The organism is Veillonella parvula (assembly GCF_040094895.1).
GTDB lineage: Bacteria > Bacillota > Negativicutes > Veillonellales > Veillonellaceae > Veillonella > Veillonella parvula_L.
Window position 1 is genome coordinate 23,007 of the sequence record NZ_JBBNGV010000001.1, and the last position, 20,379, is coordinate 43,385.

Genomic DNA, 20,379 nt, shown 5'->3' on the forward strand with positions numbered 1-20,379 from the left:
TAAGAATATAGAAATAAACTGGTTTGTAAATACTATATTCTATAAAAGAGATTTATCTATATTTGGCAACATTAATGTTACAATTCAAGTTGAATAGGGGAAAATACTTATAAATATGTGTTTTGTTGATTATGCATTTTACTAATAAATGAAGTTTATTACTAATTTATAGGCTGTTAAGAGGTTGTTTAAAGTGAATGGCTATTGCATACTTATGTATACGAGGTTATACTATCGGTAGAAGGAGTTTTTCAAGTGAAAAGTGAGGTATGTATATGGCATGGGGTGGATCTAGACGCGGTGCCGGGCGCCCACGTAATCCTATTAAACGTATTGGTAGAACCTTTCGACTCAGTGATGAAGAGTTTCTTTCGCTAAAGCCATTGATCATGGCTATTAAGGCAAATAATGATAAACGATATAGGCAACAATATAGTCGAGAAGTATAAATAATCAGGCATTGTCACAGCATATACAATTTAATACATTTTAAATCTATTTTACAATAATTCATTATTTCTAAATCTTTCAACTACAACACATCTTTACTCTCTAAACAATATGCTGTGTGCAATACAAGTAGTACGAAAAGGTCCCAATTCATTTGAATTGGGACCTTCTTCGTTATATATAATATACAAAACATATTACATATATTACTCTATATCTTGTTATATTAAATTAGTCTACTTTGATGCCGTGAATTTCTTCGGCTAAACGTTTTAAAGCATCGACGGTACGTACACCAGGTGTGATTTCAGAAAGTTTTACACGAATGAAGTAACCTTCTTTAACGGCTGTGATGTCTTGAAGTTGAGGGTTAGCCTTGATTTTTTCAATTTTTTGTTGGAAATCATCGTCGTTGCGGATAGAATTGCCATAGTCAGCGATAATAATATAATCAGGGTTTTGTGCAATTACTGTTTCCCAAGAACCTTTAGCCCATGTTTTATCAACGCCTAAGCCGCTCATTACATTATCAGCACCGATAAGTTTTAAGATGTTAGTAGTATAACCTTCGAATGCTGTGAATGGTTGACCGTCTTCAGAGTCATAAATGAAAATGCGTTTACGAGGTAAGTCTTTTAGTTTATCCTGGATAGCTGCCAATGTTTTACGTTGACCTGAAACCCATTCTTCAGCTTTAGGTTTTACGCCGAAAATCTCACCCAATTTAATCATGTCGCTGAAGTTGGTTTCTAGGTCAGCCTTAGTAGATAACATGGATTCAGGGATCCAAATATTAACCTTTTGGGAAATCATTTTATCTGCAGGAATGGCTCGTTTGCTGAAAGAATCAGGCCATCCTGTAGCAAAGTCAGGCTTTACGGACATAAATACTTCATAGGAAGGCCATTTTTCAGATAATACTTTTACTTTGTCGTAAGCTGCTTGTAAAGGTGGGTAGATTTCTTCTTCTTTGAAAGCGGTCCCAGCCATTTTGTCTTCAAGTCCTAATTGTAACATCATTTCCGTTGTTGCTTGGGACATGGACACGGCATGAGTTGGGGCGGATTTTACGGCAAAGTCTGTTTTTGTACCGTCAAATGTTTCACTCCATGTTACAGAGGGTCCATTATCCGCTGTAGTTTTTGTAGTATCAGAACCACAACCAGCAATAGCGAATGTAGCACATGTCATTGCGATTAATAATAATTTTTTTGACTTTCTTAAATTCTGAAACATAGTAAGTCCTTTCTTTACTAATTAATAATATAAATGATAGCGCCCTTCATCCCAAGAGGTTTTGAAAGGAACTTCAAAAATTGGTTCAAGAATTTCAGGTGTGAGCACCTCGGTAGGGGAACCTTCTTTTAGGATAGTTCCGTTATTCATGATGACTATATGATCGCAATATTGAGCCGCTAGATTCAAGTCGTGAAGGATTACAATCGTAGTGCCTTTAAAAGCCCGTAATTGTTCCATTAGCGCCACTTTGTACTTCATATCTAAATGATTAGTAGGTTCATCTAAAAGAAGTATTTGAGGTTTCTGGGTTAAGGCTTTAGCAATGAATACGCGTTGCTTCTCACCACCTGATAAATGATGAATTTCTTCATTTGATAAATGGGTGATGCCTACTTCATTCATATAATGCTCTGCAATTTTAACATCCTCAGAACTATAGGTGCCAAAGTGTTGTTTGTACGGATATCGGCCCATGAGAACGATATCTTTTACGAGAAAATCATCGATCATAGCGTCTCTAGATTGTGTTAAGACTGCTACCAATTGAGCAAACTCGCGACCTTTATAAGACTCTAAAGGTTTTTCGTTTAATGTGATTTTGTTTTTTGACGGATGAAGTCGATATAGATGGCTAAGTAGGGTAGACTTACCACATCCATTTGGTCCAATTATGGCTGTTATTTTATTGGTAGGAAATGTTACAGAAATATTCTTTAACACTTCTTTGGTTTCATAAGAAAAAGACAGCTGATTAATTTGATACATAGTATCTCCTATAGATATGATATACACTAACCATTGTGTTTATAACGATTCATGATAATCCAAATGAAGAGTGGAGCCCCCAATAAAGATGTAAGCACACCAATAGGGATTTCTTCTGGACTGTAGAGTGCTCTCGATAATACGTCTGACCAGATCATAACGATGCTACCTATGAGTGCACTAAATAGTAATGTATGTTTATGTTTAGGTCCGCCTATAATCCGAGCAAGGTGAGGGATGATAAGGCCGATAAAGCCAACTACACCAACCTTTGATACTAGTGTGGCGATCACAATAGAGGATATGACAACAATACTTAATTGTAACTGCTTAACGGAAAGGCCCATTTGTGCTGCTTCATGATTACCGAGTAGCAACACATCAAGGTCTTGATTGAACGTATAGATATATAGCATAAATAAGGTTATGATGATTGCTGTTAATGGTAAATCACTCCATTGTATGCCTGCAAAGCTGCCAAGTAGCCAGAACATAGCACTTCGCACTTGAGCTTCGTGTTTGGCTCCGTAAATAATCATCATTGTTAAGGCTGAGAATACACCAGTCATACCCATACCTATGAGGATAAGTTTTACGGGGCTGTTGCTTTTACCAACACATAAGAGGACTAATATAATTGAAAGTGCTGCGCCTAGGGCCGCAAAAATAGGCGTATTGTACTGGCCTAAGAATGGTAGGCCACCCATGATAATAGCGAAAACGGCACCTGTGCTTGCGCCAGAAGAAACACCTAATACATAGGGATCTGCGAGGGCATTGCGTGTGACAGTTTGCATTAATAGACCTACAAGTGATAGACCTATACCTGTTAGAACAGAGTAAATAAGTCGTGGTAAGCGGATATCTGTAATAATCGTATCAGTCATAGATGCTGTAGTATTTGCATCAATCATAGACATAAGTGCTGAAATAATTTGGTCTAGAGAAATGAATTTAGCGCCAAACTGTAAAGCTGTTACTAATGAAATACAGAGGATTAGACAGAGTACAAATACTTTTACCGAAGTCTGCATAAAATCTCCTTATTCTATTTTTTATTTAGGTAGTTTAAGTCTTATCTAAGTATAGAGAATTTTCAATATATATACAATATTAATACCTGTATAGGTATTATACGTATAAGGGTTTATTAAATTATAAATAGCAAAATCTTATGTTAGCTTTATTCATTTTTATAAGTTCATTGTTATTTTGATATATGAAAAATTTATTATAATAGCTATAATAGAATTATATGTACAGAAGTACGTTTAGGAGGTGTTAGTTTGATACAAGATTTATTATCTGAGGATAATGTATCCTTTCATTATCCCGCTGAGACGTGGGAGGATGTTATTCGTCATGGTGGTCAACTGATGGTTGATGCGGGTTTTACGGATCCATCTTATACAGAGGCTATGGTTGAAGTAGTTCGCGAAATGGGCCCATATATCGTATTGGCTCCAGGTCTTGCTATGCCACATGCTCGCCCAGAACATGGTGCAAAGCGTGTAGGAACGGCTTTGGTGACATTGGAAAAACCATTGAATTTTGGCAGTCCTGATAATGACCCTGTATCTGTCGCATTATTTTTATGTGCTCCCAACAAAGATGAGCATATTCAATTGTTAACAGATATTGCCACTTTATTTGAGGATGAAGAATTCTTAGATGCGGCCGTTGACTTTGAAAGTATCGATGATGTTCAAGCATTCCTGGCAGAGCATTTAGACGAGCAATAATACGTTTAGAAGGAGGCAAGTATGATTTCTGTATTAACTGTATGTGGTAATGGTATTGGTTCTAGCTTGATGTTAAAAATGAAAATTGAAGAAATTTGTGCTGAAAATGGTATCGATGCACAAGTTGAATCTATCGATTTTAACGCGGCTCAAGGTCGTAAGGCAGACCTCATTGTAACTGTGAAAGAGTTGGCTGAACAATTTGACGATAAAAATGTTGCTATTGTTCGTAGCTATATTAATAAAAAGAAGATTACAGAAGATGTTCTTGAAGCATTAAAACAAGCTGCTCAATAATATGTAACAATTATATAGGAGGTAGTGCCATGGAAATGGTATTAGAGTTCTTGCGTGATGTGCTGTCTCAACCAGCACTTTTGATTGGTATTATGTCATGTATAGGCCTGATCGCTTTGAAACGTCCGTTTCATAAAATAATGACGGGCACATTAAAACCTATTCTTGGGTATTTAATGTTAGCTGCAGGTGCGGGTGTTATCGTTAGCAATCTTGACCCATTGGGGAAAATGATTGAACATGGATTTCATATTACTGGTGTAGTGCCAAATAATGAAGCTATCGTAGCTGTTGCACAAAAGGTACTTGGCGTTGAAACAATGTCTATTCTTGTTGTAGGCTTATTGATGAACTTATGTATTGCACGTTTCACCAAGTTTAAGTATGTGTTCTTAACAGGTCATCACAGCTTATTTATGGCATGCCTTATGTCTGCCGTACTTGGTACAGCAGGTTTATCTGGTATGGAACTCATACTTGTAGGTGGTTTCTTAATGGGAGCTTGGTCTGCCATTTCTCCAGCTATTGGTCAAAGTTATACATCCAAAGTGACAGATGGTGATGAAATTGCCATTGGTCATTTCGGTAGTTTAGGCTACTATTTATCGGCTTGTGTTGCTAAATATGTTGGGAAAGCTGAAGATAGCACAGAAGATATTGAAATACCAGAAAAATGGGGTTTCTTACGAGACTCAACATTATCTACAGCATTAACTATGATCGTATTTTACCTAATTGCGGCATTTGCAGCAGGTTCCGAATTTGTCGCTACTTTATCAGGTGATATGAGCCCATATTTATACGCTGTTATGAGTGCTATGAATTTTGCTGTTGGTGTAACAATCGTATACTCAGGTGTGCGTATGATCTTAGGTGATTTGATTCCTGCATTCCAAGGGATTGCTACAAAAATTATTCCTAATGCAATTCCAGCTGTAGACTGTGCCGTATTCTTCACCTATGCTCCAACTGCGGTTGTATTAGGCTTCCTTAGTTCTTTCATCGGTGGTATCATCGGTATGCTTATCCTTGGTGCTGTAGGTGGCGTATTAATCATTCCTGGTCTTGTGCCACACTTCTTCTGTGGTGCTACAGCAGGTATTTATGGCAATGCTACTGGTGGTCGTCGTGGCGCAGCGGTAGGTGCTTTCCTAAATGGTTTGGCTATTACATTCTTGCCAGCTTTGGCGCTTCCTGTTCTTGGTCAATTAGGCTTCCAAAATACAACCTTTGGTGATGCGGACTTTGCCGTAATGGGTCTAGTATTAGGTAATGCTTATGAATGGGTAGGTATGGCAGGTATTTATGGCATTGTAGCTATTGCCGCTTTAGTACTCATTGTTCCTAACTTTATTAAAACAAAGGGTAAAGTTATTAACTACGTAGAAGAGGATTAATGAAAATAACTGAGCAACATCGTAATGTAGTTGTTCGATATGTATTCCTGACTATTGGGGCCATAAGTTTTGCCCTTGGTACAGCAGGTATCGTACTACCACTATTGCCAACAGTTCCTTTTTATATGCTAACGTTATTTTGTTTGGCTCGTGGATCTGAACGACTCCATAAAATGTTTTTGGCGTCTAGTTTATATCAAAAGACTGTTGCTGCTTATGAACGCGATAAAGCGTTGACATTGCGGGCAAAGTTGTCCATTCTCGTATCCGTTAGTGCCATAATGACAATTGGTGCCTATTTTAGTCAAGATATGCCTATTGCTCTAATGGTTATGGGCATTATATGGGTAGCTCATGTCATAGCATTAGCTTTTATTATTAAAACAAAAAAATAGAAACTTATATCCTTAGTTTTGAATATAGCCTCATGAATTAAGTTCTTGTAGTTTAATTTATGAGGCTTATTTTATAGCACACTAACTATATCTTAATGATGATATTAATTATTCTATATTACTAAAGCTAACTAGCTTATATTTTTAAATATAAAATGAATTATTACTATTTTGAAGTTGACAATGGCTATCAATAAGTATACTATAATATAATATTATTAATTTATGTTTATAGAATTTGTGTATATGGTGATAGTATGAATCCACATAATCATGCGGCCTCACATGCTGGAACATCTATGTCAAGGTATACGGTGTTTGACGGTATCGATCTAATGTTTCTAGATGTGAAGCAAGAGACGATTCAATTTTATGCTAAATCACATACCAAGACGTTTGCTATAAATCACTGTGAAGAGGGGCGCATAGAGTGCAAGTTTTCATCTGGTGAGTATTTATATATGGGGCCAGGGGATATGTCGTTAGGTTGGCATATACGCTCTGATTATCAACATGAAAATTACTTTCCTACAAAATTATTTAAAGGAATTGTATTATTAGTAGATGTTGAAAAAGCTCAACCCGTATTAGATGCACTTGTTAGTGATTCTCGAATTGATTTGACTGAGTTGGCCAATCGGTTTTGTGAGCATTCTGATTTTGGTATGATGATGGAAGAAACGGAAACTGTTCGTCACATTTTTTCCAGTTTATATAATGTGTCAGATCAAATAAAAGAGCACTATTTTAAATTAAAAGTGATTGAAATCTTTTTATTATTATCTGTTATCTCTACAGCTAATCCTGAAAAGAGAAGTACCTATAGAAAGCAACAGGTAGATATTGTAAAAGCTGTAAGTGAATATGTATCAACACAGTTTATGAAGCGTATTACTATTGATTCCTTGTCTGAACAGTTTGATATTCCTACATCTACCCTGAAACGTTGCTTTAAAGGTGTATTTGGTACAACCATACATCAATATCTAAAAGAATGTCGTATTAATGCGGCGAAGCGATTGCTTCAAGACTCAGATCAGTCTATTTTAGAAATCGCTAATGCGGTAGGGTATGAGAATGGTAGTAAATTTACTAGTGCATTCAAAGAGGCTACTGGTGTAACGCCAAGTGCTTATCGTAAGGTCTAAATAATTTGGACCTTATATTATCCTAGCTAAAAATTTTTGTGCTTTAGGCTAAGTTTGATAGTCTATGAAAATTAAATATTGTCCTAAACGTATATTTTTGGTCTATTCGGAGTAGATATGTATAATACACTTTGCTACTATTAAACCTGTAAATGATTTTCAATGTCATTTGGTTATAGTGGTAAAGTGTATTTTTATATGCATGGTTAAATATATGTGTGGAGGAAATTTAATGAATAGGAGTTGGGTGCGGGCAAGGAGATATGTCATACTATCCTGCGCAGTAGCGTGCTGGTTGCAAATGCCGGTGGTTATGGCGGACAATGCGACTGTAACAACCGATGTGGTTCATGTTCGCGGTACATGGGCTGAAGAGCAGGCAAAACAAGAGTCTCAACAGACGACGATTATCACGAAGAAGGATATTGTCAAAAAGCAGGCAAAATCCGTAGAAGATATTGTATTTTCCGAAACTGGCGTATCTAGAACCGTCGATTCGATGGGGCGCGTCGGCGTATCTATCCGTGGAGCGGATCCTCGTCATACCTTGATTCTTGTGGATGGACAGCCTGTGATGGGCGACCTTGCCAAATATCAAGGTGCTGGTGATGAATTACAACGTCTCGGTACAGAAAATGTGGAACGTATAGAAATTATCCAAGGTGCAGCCAGTGCTAAATACGGATCCGATGCCATCGGTGGTGTTATCAATGTTATTACCAATAAACCGCGTAAGACCGCTGGCCTTCAGTTTAATGGGGAAGGTCGTAGAACTAAAGGCGACGGTGATATCGTACCGTTTTCCAATTTCTTTATGCGCGCTGATTCCGGCTCATTAGGTAAGTTAAAAGTTAATATTCACGGTAGTAAACGTGATATTATGCCTATTTATGCTAGCGAGCGGCGTCGTATCAGCGCTATGACCAATGATGAAGATCACGGGTTTTTAAAGAATTCCCTACGATATTACGGTACAAATTCCAATATAGGTTTGGCCGCTACGTATGATATTAATGATAAACAGTCTTTGGGAGTCCGTATCGATAGGTATAATGAAGACTTGGAACGATATGTAAAGCGCAGTACTTCTTATTTGGAACCTCAGGTTCATTACAAACGGGATTTAGATAGGAACAATCTTAATTTGACGTATACTGGTCAGGACAATAAGAGTTCGTGGAAAGCGGAGCTGAATTATACTCGGACCAAAGAAGATGATGTAACATTAACCAGTGACTACGGGAACAGTACCTATGAAGGGAAAAATACATTAAACTATGTGGATAATGTAGATCATCGTCAATGGAGCGTAACACTCGGGGCAGATACGCAAGTCAATAAGAAACATCTCTTGTCTTATGGTATTGGGTTTATACGGGAGACAGGCGAAGGTAGCAGACTTAAAAATGCGCCTCATACCTATAAACGGCATATCGACCCCTGGGATTATGATAAAAGTCTGGCAGTAAAAAACGGTGTTCCCTCATCCACAATTTATGACCATTCTTTCAGAAAAAACGAGGCCGGTGTAGAGCAGTGGAATAAGGAGAAAGAATGGTATAACGGAGATAAAAGCAAGCCAAACACATTGCCGGAATTTACTTATGAAGAATATCTTCAATATTTGGATCCCCAGGCGGGGATTGATTCAGCGGCCGCAATGGGGCTTGTGGACGGCCCCGTGACGGAGCGTACGCTGAAAAAACGGAATCCTGAAGCTTATGCGCGATATCAGCAGTTTGCTAAACGTTTATTAGCGGAGAATAAAGAATTTATTGAAGACTATCATTTTAATAAGGAGGGCCGAAAAGATGAAAACGGTAAGTATTATCCAGCACTTTATGATGCCTATTTACCGAGCTTTTACTATGGCGCCGTACCGGATTTTGATTCTACGAAGTTGAAATTAAACGGAGCTTATTTTAAAGAAGAATATTTAAAACGCGTTAATCAACAGACCGCAGGACGTGCGGAGATCAAGAAGCAGAATTTCTTTATTCAGGATACGTGGCAGGTTAATAAAAATACTACTTTATCACCAATTATAAGACTGGATCATAGTGATTTATTCGGCTCTAACTGGTCTTTTAATTTCGGCATGACTCACAATGTACATGGAAATGTACACCGCAGATTAAAGGCTAATGTGGGTACCAGCTATACGGAACCCGGTATGGGCGAGCTGTATTATAACTGGGAAATGTATGGCCCGAATATTACAAATGCCACAATCGGTGGCGGTGAAGCCCGATTAGGTTGGTATTGGGTTGGAAATCCGAACCTTAAACCAGAGAAATCCATGAATTTCGATCTTTCTTTGGAAGGGGAAAATAAAAATACCTATGGTAAAGTAACCGTATTCCACAATAATATTCGGAATTATATGTCGATTTACAATACGGGATATTTGATGGATTTTTATCCTCAATATGATGAATCTACCACATATGGAGCGGCGAAATTTGCGCATGCGCCGGATATGATTTACAGTTTCCGTAATATCGGCAAGGCCCAAATCACAGGTCTTCAATTTGAAGTGAAACAGACTTTGAATAAGCACTGGAAAGCTCGTTTGGGATATACGTATTTACGAGCGCTTAATAAGAGCGATAAAGATATGCCTCGTGAATTACTGGATAAACCTCGTCATAAAGTGGATATCGGTGTAGATTTTGAGGATAAGTCTAGCGGATGGAGCGGTAGCCTGTGGGGCGATTATTATATTCATATGCTGGATAGTAACTCCTTGTCTGGTGGCGGTAATTATATGGTATCTTATATTGATCCTAATAATTCCGATCGTTCCGTTATCAGATATAATTTGAATAATAGAAGAACCGCCGATATGTATGAACATAAAACTTACGGCATATGGAATTTGATGATTCAAAAGAAGATTGATAAGGATTCACGAATCTATTTCGGTATTGATAATCTCTTTAACCATCGTGATGATGATCGGGCTTTATCGGCTCGAGTATATCGTATTGGATTAAATATGAAATTCGGTTTCGGTTCAGGTGAAAGTAAAACGAAACTTACGAAGGAGCAGTTTGAATCGTTACCTCCGGTTATGCTGCAAGATTTTATTACGCGTCCTTTCGATACAGACAGAAAACGAGGTACGGAATTGGTAGGTGACTATCGTGTACGTAATGATAGTCATCTTGGATCCGATCGTCCTGCTACGCGGGTGACGACTACTAGTTACGTATCCGACGAGGCGGCAAAGAATCTGGCGGATCGGAAGGAACACGGCTTGAATCAACGTATACGTGTCGGTGTCGATGCTCGCATTAACGATAATACGAATATACGTGTTGTAGGCAGTGCTTCTGGCCAAGCTGGTGTAGATAGCAGTCATGAAACAGAAGGCTCTAAAGGCTTTAATCATCAACGTCTCGAAGAAGTAGATGTAACACATCACGGTTCTAAATGGGATCATAGTGTTGGTCGTATTACTGAATCTATGGGGGTTACAGGTTATTGGTTTAATAAAGAATATGACGGTCTTCGTAGTGTTTGGACGAATAAGAATACTCAAGTCCGTATCGGTGTGGGAACCTTTAAACATAGTACGGGAATTAGCGATAGTGCTTATACTCATGCTATTTATACGCATTTTAAACGGGTTCCAACGGTAGAGGAATTCTTAGGTGTTACTATGGATTCGGACGGTGCCAATAAGGAACTCATCGTACCAAATGCAGGGAATACTATTAATTTCTATCAGCAATTAAAAGCCTTGCGCGATAAGGAAGGCACCTTAGATGCGGAGGTAGGTACATTAAAGAAGAAAATTGATGATATGACTTCCGATATCTGGTCTAAAGAATTTATTGACGGCATGTCCGCGGATCAACTGGCTCCATTAAAAGCGGAGCTGGCAAAGTTGGAAGCATCTTTGCCGGATGTGGAAGCTCGTGTGGCGAAAGAACGGGAACCGTTGCGAGCTGCGCAGTTTGATGTGTTGCGCCGGATGCAGGAAATCGCGGTGAAAGCTTATGGTGCGGATGCGGCTAAACAGACTGTATCGATTAAGATGCCGGATGTGTCAGTAACGTATTCTTATAAATCGCGATACTATGATGAAGATGATGAACAATGGTATGAAGATGAACGTACTTTCACTCAGAAAATAGCACCGGGAACGATTGGGCTTGATAAGAAAAACCCATTGTTTGAAATGAAGTTGAGTGATACCACTGTTCTTTCCAATGGCGGAAAAACGTTTATTTCAAATTGGTATAATCAGAATAAGGCGGCTATCGTGGAGGCGTATCGTGCCAAGGCGAAAGATATAGCAACCTATAGCTTTGGCAATAATCCGTACATGATGAAATTTGAAGATAATGCCTTTGACGGGCTGGACAAGTCTATTTATAAGGCGAATGTCGTTGATATTAACGACTCCGGCACGTCTGGTCTTATTAACGTAAAAGGAAGTGCCTATTATCCTTCTATGATAGCTTCGTACTTTAATAGCTTGGCCCGAATGCTTGAAAAAGCGGACGGCAACAGTCGTTTGCCGAGAGAGGCGCTAGGCAAATATACAGGTGCTGTTATTCCTTCAATAGGTGTCGTATTGGAGCGGGATACAATTCCACCAATTGAAAAGGCTACCTATGTTCAAGTTAAACATATGGTAACACCTAGACTTGGCTTAGCTGCGTGGTACTTACGCTCCTTTGGCGGTAGTGACTATCGCTTCTATACGGCGAATGGTAATGCTACAGAAGCGCATGAATTCAACAATATGGCTAATGTTTTCGGCGTTGGAGCTAAGTATCAATTAAATCATAATGTAAGTGTTTCCTTCGACTATGGACAAAACCGTAGTGACTTTGGTCGCTTCATGAATGGCAATACTCATTATGACCATAAGGCTGGATCCTCTCAATTTGATATCAAGGGCCGTGACGTAGGTGGTGTACCTCATTTTTGGGCATTGCGCTTTGATGTTGGTCGTGCCGATATGAATAAACCTGGTTCTTGGAATGCCTATGTAGACTATAAATACTTTGCCCATGGTTCCTTCTTTGGTGGCAATGGTACAGAGGCTGTTCCTGACCGTTACTTAGATGGTATTAAGAGCTTTACCTTTGGTGGTGGCTATGTGCCAACTAAAGATCTTCTTTTACAAGCATTCTATACATTTGATGCAAAAGGGATCAATAAACGAGATACCTTATATGGATCTGAAAACTTTAAACTTGGGAATTATACTCGTTTCCAAATGACGTATAAATTCTAAAAATTTATATCCGATTTGTCCGAAACGTATATTTTTGGTCTATTCGGAGTAGATATGCAAGATACACTTTGCTAACATTAAAATGTGAATGATATTCAATGTCATTAATGTTGGTGAAGTGTATCTTTTTAATTTTTGTGTGGGAGATACAAGACATATGTTTAGTTATAAGTTTAGGAGGGCATAATGAACCGGTGGGGACATACAAAGCGTACCATAATCCTGTCTAGTGCAGTTGCCTTGTGGCTTAGCGCACCTCTAGTGGTTTGGGCAGATAATGCGACTGTCACTACAGATGTTGTTAATGTGAAAGGCACATGGGCAGAAGAAGAAGCAAAATTGAACTCACAGCAAGTGCAAATCATTACCAAGAAAGAGATTGAAAAGAAACAGGCGAAGTCCGTTGAAGACATTATTTTTACGCAAACAGGCGTATCTAGAACAGTTGATGCTATGGGGCGTGTGGGCGTGTCCATTCGCGGTGCAGAAGCGCGTCACACTCTTATCCTCGTAGATGGTCAACCAGTGCTAGGTGATTTTGATAAGTACTCTGGTGCGGCCGATGAAGTACAACGTTTGGGTACAGAGAACGTAGAGAGAATTGAAGTTATTCAAGGTGCGGCTAGTGCTAAATACGGATCTGATGCAGTAGGTGGTGTAGTTAATATCATCACTAAAAAAGCACAAAAGAAACCATCCGTACAATTTAATGCTGAAGGCTTGCGTCGCAAGAGCGATGGCGATGTATTTCCGTTCCAAAACTTCTTCATTCGTGCCGATTCTGGTCAAATGGGCAAGTTAAAGGTTGGTTTATCAGGTAGTAAACGAGATCTTATGCCTGTTCTAGCATCTGTTAAACGTCGTGCCTCTGGGATGGCCTTTGATTATGCAAAACATAACTTCAAGCCAAATGTACTTCGTTACTATGGTGATGCGGCAGATATCGGTCTTGTAGCGACCTACGAGGCAAATGATAAAAATAAGGTGGAATTGCGACTTAATCGTTACACGGAAGATCTTGTGCGCGATGTTAAGCACTCCGACTCCGACTTAGAGCCACAGCAACACTTCAAACGTACGGCAGATCGTAATACAGCTAATCTGCAATGGTCCTCTAGAGCTGGAAAGAGTGACTGGACTGTAGAAACTAATTACTCTCGTATTAAAGAAAATGACGTAGCGCTCATTAACTATACAGGTCGTTCCGCTTATGAAGGCTCTAATGAGTTGCGTTATATCGATAATATCGATCATCGTCAATTAGATATTCGAGTCAATGCGAATACGCAAGTCAATAAAAATCATTTGCTAAGCTATGGTGTTAGCTATGCTCGTGAAGAAGGCTCTGGTAGTCGCTTAAAGAGTTCTCCTAATACAAGCACGATGTACATCGATCCTTGGGATTACGATAAAAGCTTGTTAGTAGACCGACTTGATCGTCTCGTGCGACGTAAAGGCGATAACAGTGTTAAAGTTTACTCTCACATCCATGATTATAAATTCATTAATTCTGGTGGTGGCATGCCACAATGGGATATGGATTATGAATATTATGGTGCAGCGAATGATGCGCAAAAACCAGGGATTACATATGATGATTATGTGAATTATGGTTTATCTGAAAGCAGACTCAGTGAATGGTCAAGCACATCGCCGAATAATCAGCCCGTAACGGATGAATTCAAGAAGCGATATTATGCTTTAGAAAATCGGTTGAAATCGGAAAATCCTGAAATGGCGGCGCATCGTGCAAATATCGTAGGCGACTATTTTAAATATGGTGAGTCTAACGATTCAGAAATGCGTAAGAAAGCACCTAAGCTAAATGGTAAGGCTTTCTTGGAAGAGTACCGTAATCGCGACCAACGCTTGACTACTGGTAGTGGTACGATTCGTAAAATAAACGCTTATATTTCTGATACATGGCAAGTCAATAAGAATTTAACATTGTCTCCAATTGTGCGTTTTGATAATAGTAGCTTGTTTGGTTCTAACGTATCTGCATCCTTGGGTATGACATATAACGTTAACGGTAATACACATCGCAGATTTAAAGCCAATGTAGGTACTGGTTATACAGAACCTGGTATGGGCGAATTGTGGTATAACTGGGAGATGTACGCGTCTAACCCAGTAGGGATTGGGGTTGCAAAACTCGGTTGGTACTGGGCTGGCAATCCTAATTTAAAACCTGAAAAATCACTCAACTTTGACATGAGCTTGGAAGGTGAAAATAAAAATACCTATGCTCGTGTAGGTGTATTCCACAACCGAATTAAGAACTATATGTCCGTATACTTCACTGGTGATTTCATGGACTTCGCACCATATCTTAAAGGTGATGCGAAATACCAACGTGCTCCAGATATGATTTATAGCTTTAAAAATATTGGTAAAGCTGAAATTACTGGTCTTCAAGCTGAGGTACAACAAAAATTCGGTAAATATTGGTCTGGTAAGTTAGGTTATACATACTTACACGCTATCAACAAGAGCGATCCGACAATGCCTCGTCAATTGCTGGATAAACCAATGCACAAAGTTGACATCGGTATTACCTATGACAACCCTAAGTCTGGTTGGAATGGTTCCATCTGGGGTGATTACTATATCAACATGCTTGATAGTAATACTCTCAATAACGGTGGTAACTACTGGCCAGATATCTTGTCTGGTGATGCAGGCGTTTACAAGAAGCAAACATATGAAAAGAAAACATTTGGCATTTGGAACGTAATGGTTCAAAAACGTTTCAATAAAAATGCCATGATGTATTTTGGCATCAACAATATCTTTAATCATCGCGATGATGACCGTGCTACACAAGAACGCGTCTACCGTATGGGTGTTAACCTTAAATTTGGTGGTGGCGATAGTAGTAAAACTACAGCCATCGGCAAAACTAAGGATGGTACGAATGTTAATGCTACAGGTGCTAATGTAGCTAATGGTAAAGCAGTAAATGCAGAATCTGGTGTACAAAATGTATCTGATGTAGTTCGTTTAACTGATTTTATTCATTCTGATTTTGATACTACTAAAGAACGTGGTGTTACATTGGTTGGGGACTATAGAGCACGTTGGATGGCACATGATGGATCTAACAGACCACAATCTCCATTTAGAGCGAACTCCGCTATCGCTTCTGCAAAAGCAAATATGTACGATGCAGACCGTCATAGCTTTGAGCAACGATTACGACTTGGCTTTGATGCTCGACTCAATGAGTTTACAAACCTCAAAGTTATCGGCAGTGCGACTGGCATGAGTGGTGTAGATACAAGTTGGACACAATCTGATTCCAAAGGCTTTAACCATCAACGACTCGATACCGTTGATCTTACAAGACGGGTTAAAAAATGGGATGTATCAGTGGGCCGATTGACAGAGCCTATGGGTGCTAGTGGTTACTGGTTTGGTCAATCTTATGATGGCGTTCGTGCTGTTTGGAATGGCCATGACTCTCAAGTTCGTATTGGGGTTGGTACTTTCAAACATAGCACGGGTATTACTGATTCTGCGTATACTCATGCAGAACATGAAGTTATTTACAGACCTCCAACAGCAGCTGAATTGATTGGTATTAATCGTGATGATTACCCATATGATATTGAGAGTGCTACTAAAACCGGTTCTGATGGTGAGAAGAAGACCTCAACAGATCCGGCAGCTCCAGATAGCCCAACTGGTATTTATAACTCCACTTACAAAGGTAAGACAGATAGCCTCTATTTCTATCAACAGCTCAAAGACTTGCAAGCTGAATATGAAGCTTATAAAGAAAGCTTAGACTTAAGATGGAGTAATCCGAACCGTGATCAAGAGATTGAAAAGGCAAATGCTAAATTAGCAGAAACACAACAAAAACAAGCTCAAGTTATGAGTCGTTTACAAGATATTCTTACAAAAGCATATCCTACAGAGATGGCTGAGAAGAAATTCTCCCTCGATATTCCATCTGGTGGATATACAATGTACGAAATTACTAATAAGAAAACAGGGGAAAAACTCTATAAGACTGGTGATCTTATGTATAACGTGAACTCTCCGTTATACCCTGAATATCTAAAAGATAAGGCTAAAGGTCTTATCGTACCTACTGATAATAAAGAAGCCTTGTTGAATCCAAAGGGTTATGTTGATAAATATGGTGATGCGATTAACCAATCCATCTCTGAAATTGCTAAATATAATGCAAAAGATAATTGGAGTAATTATAACAATAGTGAGCTTGACGAAGTTTGGGTGAAACAAGCTGATGGCACATTTAAGAGATCTTATGATTACTATGGTCAACCTTCAAGTGATTATGAATTCACTGGTTTCTTAGGTGCAAAGACTTACAAATATGATAGTGGTAAATATGTATTTAGTGATTATGATGCTAAAGATGCCTTATATAAGAAGAACTTTACAATGTCCTATAGCGATTATGGTGAAGGTGGTTCTTATTATGGTTGGGGCATGCCAAATGCTATGTATAACTATATGTATAATCTTGAAAAAGTTGTACATGATGCAGAGTCTGAAAATAAATTACCACGCGAAGCAATTGGTAAGATCATTGGCAACTTGATTAGAACAGAAGGTGTAGTTCTTGAAAAAGATACTGTACCTGCTATCGATAAAGCAGCATTTATTCAATATAAGAAGCAAATTGGCTCTCGTCTTGGTTTACAAGCTTGGTACTTACGTTCTTTTGGTGGTAAAACACATACATATTTAAATGCAAACGGTAACGGTAATGATGAACACAGCTTCTCCAATGTAGCTCATGTATTTGGTATTGGTGCTAAATATCAACTTGGTGCCAATGCAGTTGTCACTATTGATTATGGTCAAAACCGTTCCAACTTAGGTCGTTACTTGAACGGTAACACTGTATATCAACATGAACGTGGTACGGCAGACTTTGCTATTAAAGGTCACCAAATGGGCGGTACACCACATTTCTGGATGGCTCGTCTCGACATTGGCCGTGCAGATTTAGATGTTCCAAAATCATGGAATGCGTTCATTGATTATAAATACTTCCAACATGGCTCATTCTTTGGTGGCAATGGTACAGGCGCTGTTCCTGATCGTTATTTGGATGGTATTCGTAGCTTTACATTTGGTGCCGGTTATGTACCACGTAAGGACTTGCTCCTTGAAGCATTCTATACATTCGATGCGAAGGGCACTAATAAACGAGATACTTTATATGGTAGTGAAAGCTTTAAGTTAGGTGATTATACAAGAATTCAAGGGACCTACAGGTTCTAATGTTCAGTCTATAAACAGACAGAAAGGTTACAAATATGGAAAATTTAAATTATGTCATTCACTTATTTCATAGTGGCGGGTATGTAATGTATCCATTATTACTCTTGTCTTTCATGGTTATCGCTATAGCTGTAGAACGTGCTTTCTTCTATCGTAAATATGCAGGTAAAACATTTGTTGTAACCCATGCAGTAAATGAATTCGCAAAACTACAACGTTGGGACGAAATCGATAAAGTAATTAAAGAAAACCCTTCTATTGCAAGTCGTATTGCGGAAGCAGGTTTAAATAATGATTCCAGCGAAGAAGCAATGAAGACAGCTTTTGCTGATCAAATGGGTGTTGATGCAGTTGGTTTCCGTAAATATATGGACTACTTAAGTGCAACAGTTACCATTTCTCCATTATTGGGTTTGCTTGGTACTGTAACAGGTATGATTGGTTCTTTCAGTATCCTTGACTCCGGTGCCGGTGCATCTGCCATTACTGGTGGTGTAGGTGAGGCTCTTATCGCTACAGCATCTGGTTTGTGTGTAGCTATTATGGCGTTTATCGTTTACACAATTTTTAGTCATCGTTTGGATTCCATTATTAACCAAATTGAAAATATGTGTGTAAATATAGTTACAGCTAAACGAGAAGGGTGGAAATAATTATGAACTTGCAAAGCTTTCGTATGAAAACTAAGCCGGAATTCATGATCATTCCAATGATTGATATCATCTTCTTCTTGTTGGTATTCTTCATGATGAACAGCTTACAAACAGTTGCTCAAAAAGCATTATCTGTACAATTACCTCAAGCGAGTAGTGCTTCTGCACCGGCTCAATTACCAGTTGTATTTACATTAGATGCGGAAGGGCATATTACAATTGATAACAATCCAATGAGTATTGATCAAGCTGAAGCTATGATTAAACAACGTATTCAAGAAAATCCTAATGCTAGTGTTATCTTGCAAGCAGATAAACGTGCAGCTCATGGTCAAGTAGTAGCGATCATGGACATGCTAAAACAATCTGGCGTTAAACGCTTGGCTATTGCAGCTGAACAGAAAGGATAACTATGGGACTAGGCATATCATGGAAAAAAGCAGCCATTATATCCGCCGTAGTTCATCTAGTTGCTCTTTTTATTGCCGTAATCTTTTTTGTAGTAGTTCCAGCTATTCAAGAAATGGAAACCTATGAAATCGACCTCACACAAAGTGTGCTCGATGATGGCGGCAGTGGTCACGCAGGTGGTGGCGGAGGTAACAGAGCAGATTTGTTCCCTAAACCATTATCTGCAGATGAAGTAGCGGCAAGGACAAAGGCTGTTGTAGCAAATGTTGAACCATCTACAGCTACAGATATTCCTGATGCAGTAGATGTGGCAGCAAAAGGAAGCGAAAATAAAGCCAATACACCTGGTAATAATTCCGCTGTTGGTGGAACTGGCCCTGGGTCTGGTGGCGGTTCTGGCGGTGGTCATGGTACCGGTGAAGGTACGGGTATTGGTGATGGCAGAGGTCATGGTACTGGTACAGGTGACGGTACTGGTGAAGGTGATGGTCACGGTACAGGTAAAGCAGCATTTAATACGGCGGGTTTCTACGCAGCTGTAGACAGTCAAAAACAAATCCCTTATGCGGCAATTAAACGTAAAATGAATGTAGACGTTACAATTTATGTAGCTGCTCGTTTGGATACAGAGGGTAATCTAATTAGCGTTACACCATTGAGTGGCGGTGATGAAATATTTGTTGAAGCTGCCCTTGATGCAGTACGACGTGCCACACCATATCCAAATCCTACAGGGGATATACAACCAGTAGAAGTTCCTGTACACTTTGTAGTACAGGCCGATGGTGAAGACGAAGAAGAATAAATTTATCTAAGTAATAAAGGAGATAATTATGAAATCTATTATTTTATATTCATCCCTCACGGGAAATACAAAAAGCGTAGCGGAAGCAATAGCTTCTGTTATGCCTGAAGGGACACCTTGCATTCCTGTAAAAGAAGCGCCTGATAATTTAGCTGATTATGATACTGTGTTCGTAGGTTTCTGGGTAGACCGCGGTACAGCTAACAAAGAAGCGGCTAAGTTGATTGAAACTTTGACAAATCCTAACATCGTATTCTTTGCTACGTTAGGTATGTATGCTGATTCTGATCACGCTCGTGAAAGTATCGATAAAGCATCTACATTGTTGCAAAACAAAGAATCCCTTGTAGATGGGTTTGTATGTCAAGGTAAAATCGATCCTAAAGTAATCGAAATGATGTATAAAATGTTCCCACCTGGATCCGCACATGGTCAAAGCCCAGAACGCGATGCGTTACATAAAGCGGCTGAAACTCATCCAGACGAACAAGACTTTGCAAATGCAAAAGAATTTACAAAATCTGTACTTGCAAAGTTGCAAGCCTAATTTCTGAAAGG

15 protein-coding genes are annotated in these 20,379 nt (G+C 39.0%); 12 read left to right on the plus strand and 3 right to left on the minus strand.

The annotated features are described in order from the left end of the window. Positions 1-275: 275 nt before the first annotated feature. Positions 276-449, plus strand: coding sequence for a hypothetical protein (locus tag AAAT26_RS00105; RefSeq protein WP_004697552.1), 174 nt, complete (start codon positions 276-278; stop codon positions 447-449). A 232-nt stretch (positions 450-681) separates the two neighbouring features. Here AAAT26_RS00105 and AAAT26_RS00110 read toward each other — a convergent pair whose 3' ends face one another. The 3 genes from AAAT26_RS00110 to AAAT26_RS00120 are packed head-to-tail and all read right to left on the minus strand — an operon-like array spanning position 682 to position 3,488. Further along, positions 682-1,686, minus strand: a complete 1,005-nt coding sequence (locus tag AAAT26_RS00110; RefSeq protein WP_349208721.1) for an ABC transporter substrate-binding protein — start codon at positions 1,684-1,686, stop codon at positions 682-684. Between the two features lie 21 nt (positions 1,687-1,707). Beyond that, a complete protein-coding gene (locus AAAT26_RS00115; RefSeq protein WP_349208722.1) occupies positions 1,708-2,454 on the minus strand; it encodes an ABC transporter ATP-binding protein in 747 nt (248 codons plus the stop codon). Positions 2,455-2,480: 26 nt separating this feature from the next. Further along, positions 2,481-3,488 carry a FecCD family ABC transporter permease gene (locus AAAT26_RS00120; protein WP_123137753.1) on the minus strand — a complete coding sequence of 336 codons (1,008 nt, stop codon included), beginning with the start codon at positions 3,486-3,488 and terminating at the stop codon, positions 2,481-2,483. 252 nt (positions 3,489-3,740) lie between these two features. Between AAAT26_RS00120 and AAAT26_RS00125 the strand changes: the two genes are divergently transcribed. The 11 genes from AAAT26_RS00125 to AAAT26_RS00175 all read left to right on the plus strand — a co-directional run bounded on the left by AAAT26_RS00125 (position 3,741) and on the right by AAAT26_RS00175 (position 20,368). After that, the gene (locus AAAT26_RS00125; RefSeq protein WP_004696688.1) at positions 3,741-4,196 is read left to right on the plus strand and encodes a PTS sugar transporter subunit IIA; all 456 of its coding nucleotides are present in this window, start codon (positions 3,741-3,743) and stop codon (positions 4,194-4,196) included. Between the two features lie 21 nt (positions 4,197-4,217). Continuing rightward, positions 4,218-4,493: a PTS sugar transporter subunit IIB gene (locus AAAT26_RS00130; RefSeq protein ID WP_004696686.1), complete on the plus strand. Its 276-nt coding sequence runs from the start codon at positions 4,218-4,220 to the stop codon at positions 4,491-4,493. Positions 4,494-4,522: 29 nt separating this feature from the next. Continuing rightward, positions 4,523-5,890 carry a PTS ascorbate transporter subunit IIC gene (gene ulaA / locus AAAT26_RS00135; RefSeq protein WP_105086714.1) on the plus strand — a complete coding sequence of 456 codons (1,368 nt, stop codon included), beginning with the start codon at positions 4,523-4,525 and terminating at the stop codon, positions 5,888-5,890. Continuing rightward, complete coding sequence (locus AAAT26_RS00140; RefSeq protein ID WP_278468314.1) at positions 5,890-6,285, plus strand: YbaN family protein; 396 nt, start codon at positions 5,890-5,892, stop codon at positions 6,283-6,285. Before ulaA ends, AAAT26_RS00140 begins: the two co-directional genes overlap by 1 nt. Before the next feature lie 257 nt (positions 6,286-6,542). Further along, complete coding sequence (locus AAAT26_RS00145; RefSeq protein WP_156697019.1) at positions 6,543-7,433, plus strand: helix-turn-helix transcriptional regulator; 891 nt, start codon at positions 6,543-6,545, stop codon at positions 7,431-7,433. A gap of 232 nt (positions 7,434-7,665) precedes the next feature. Continuing rightward, positions 7,666-12,687, plus strand: a complete 5,022-nt coding sequence (locus tag AAAT26_RS00150) for a TonB-dependent receptor plug domain-containing protein (protein ID WP_349208723.1) — start codon at positions 7,666-7,668, stop codon at positions 12,685-12,687. A gap of 186 nt (positions 12,688-12,873) precedes the next feature. After that, complete coding sequence (locus AAAT26_RS00155) at positions 12,874-17,952, plus strand: TonB-dependent receptor plug domain-containing protein (RefSeq protein ID WP_349208724.1); 5,079 nt, start codon at positions 12,874-12,876, stop codon at positions 17,950-17,952. A 35-nt stretch (positions 17,953-17,987) separates the two neighbouring features. Further along, the gene (locus AAAT26_RS00160; RefSeq protein WP_298712251.1) at positions 17,988-18,605 is read left to right on the plus strand and encodes a MotA/TolQ/ExbB proton channel family protein; all 618 of its coding nucleotides are present in this window, start codon (positions 17,988-17,990) and stop codon (positions 18,603-18,605) included. 2 nt (positions 18,606-18,607) lie between these two features. Then, complete coding sequence (locus tag AAAT26_RS00165; RefSeq protein WP_349208725.1) at positions 18,608-19,015, plus strand: ExbD/TolR family protein; 408 nt, start codon at positions 18,608-18,610, stop codon at positions 19,013-19,015. A 2-nt stretch (positions 19,016-19,017) separates the two neighbouring features. Beyond that, positions 19,018-19,821, plus strand: coding sequence for an energy transducer TonB (locus AAAT26_RS00170; protein WP_298712243.1), 804 nt, complete (start codon positions 19,018-19,020; stop codon positions 19,819-19,821). A 28-nt stretch (positions 19,822-19,849) separates the two neighbouring features. Further along, the gene (locus AAAT26_RS00175) at positions 19,850-20,368 is read left to right on the plus strand and encodes a flavodoxin family protein (protein WP_298712240.1); all 519 of its coding nucleotides are present in this window, start codon (positions 19,850-19,852) and stop codon (positions 20,366-20,368) included. Positions 20,369-20,379: the final 11 nt, after the last annotated feature.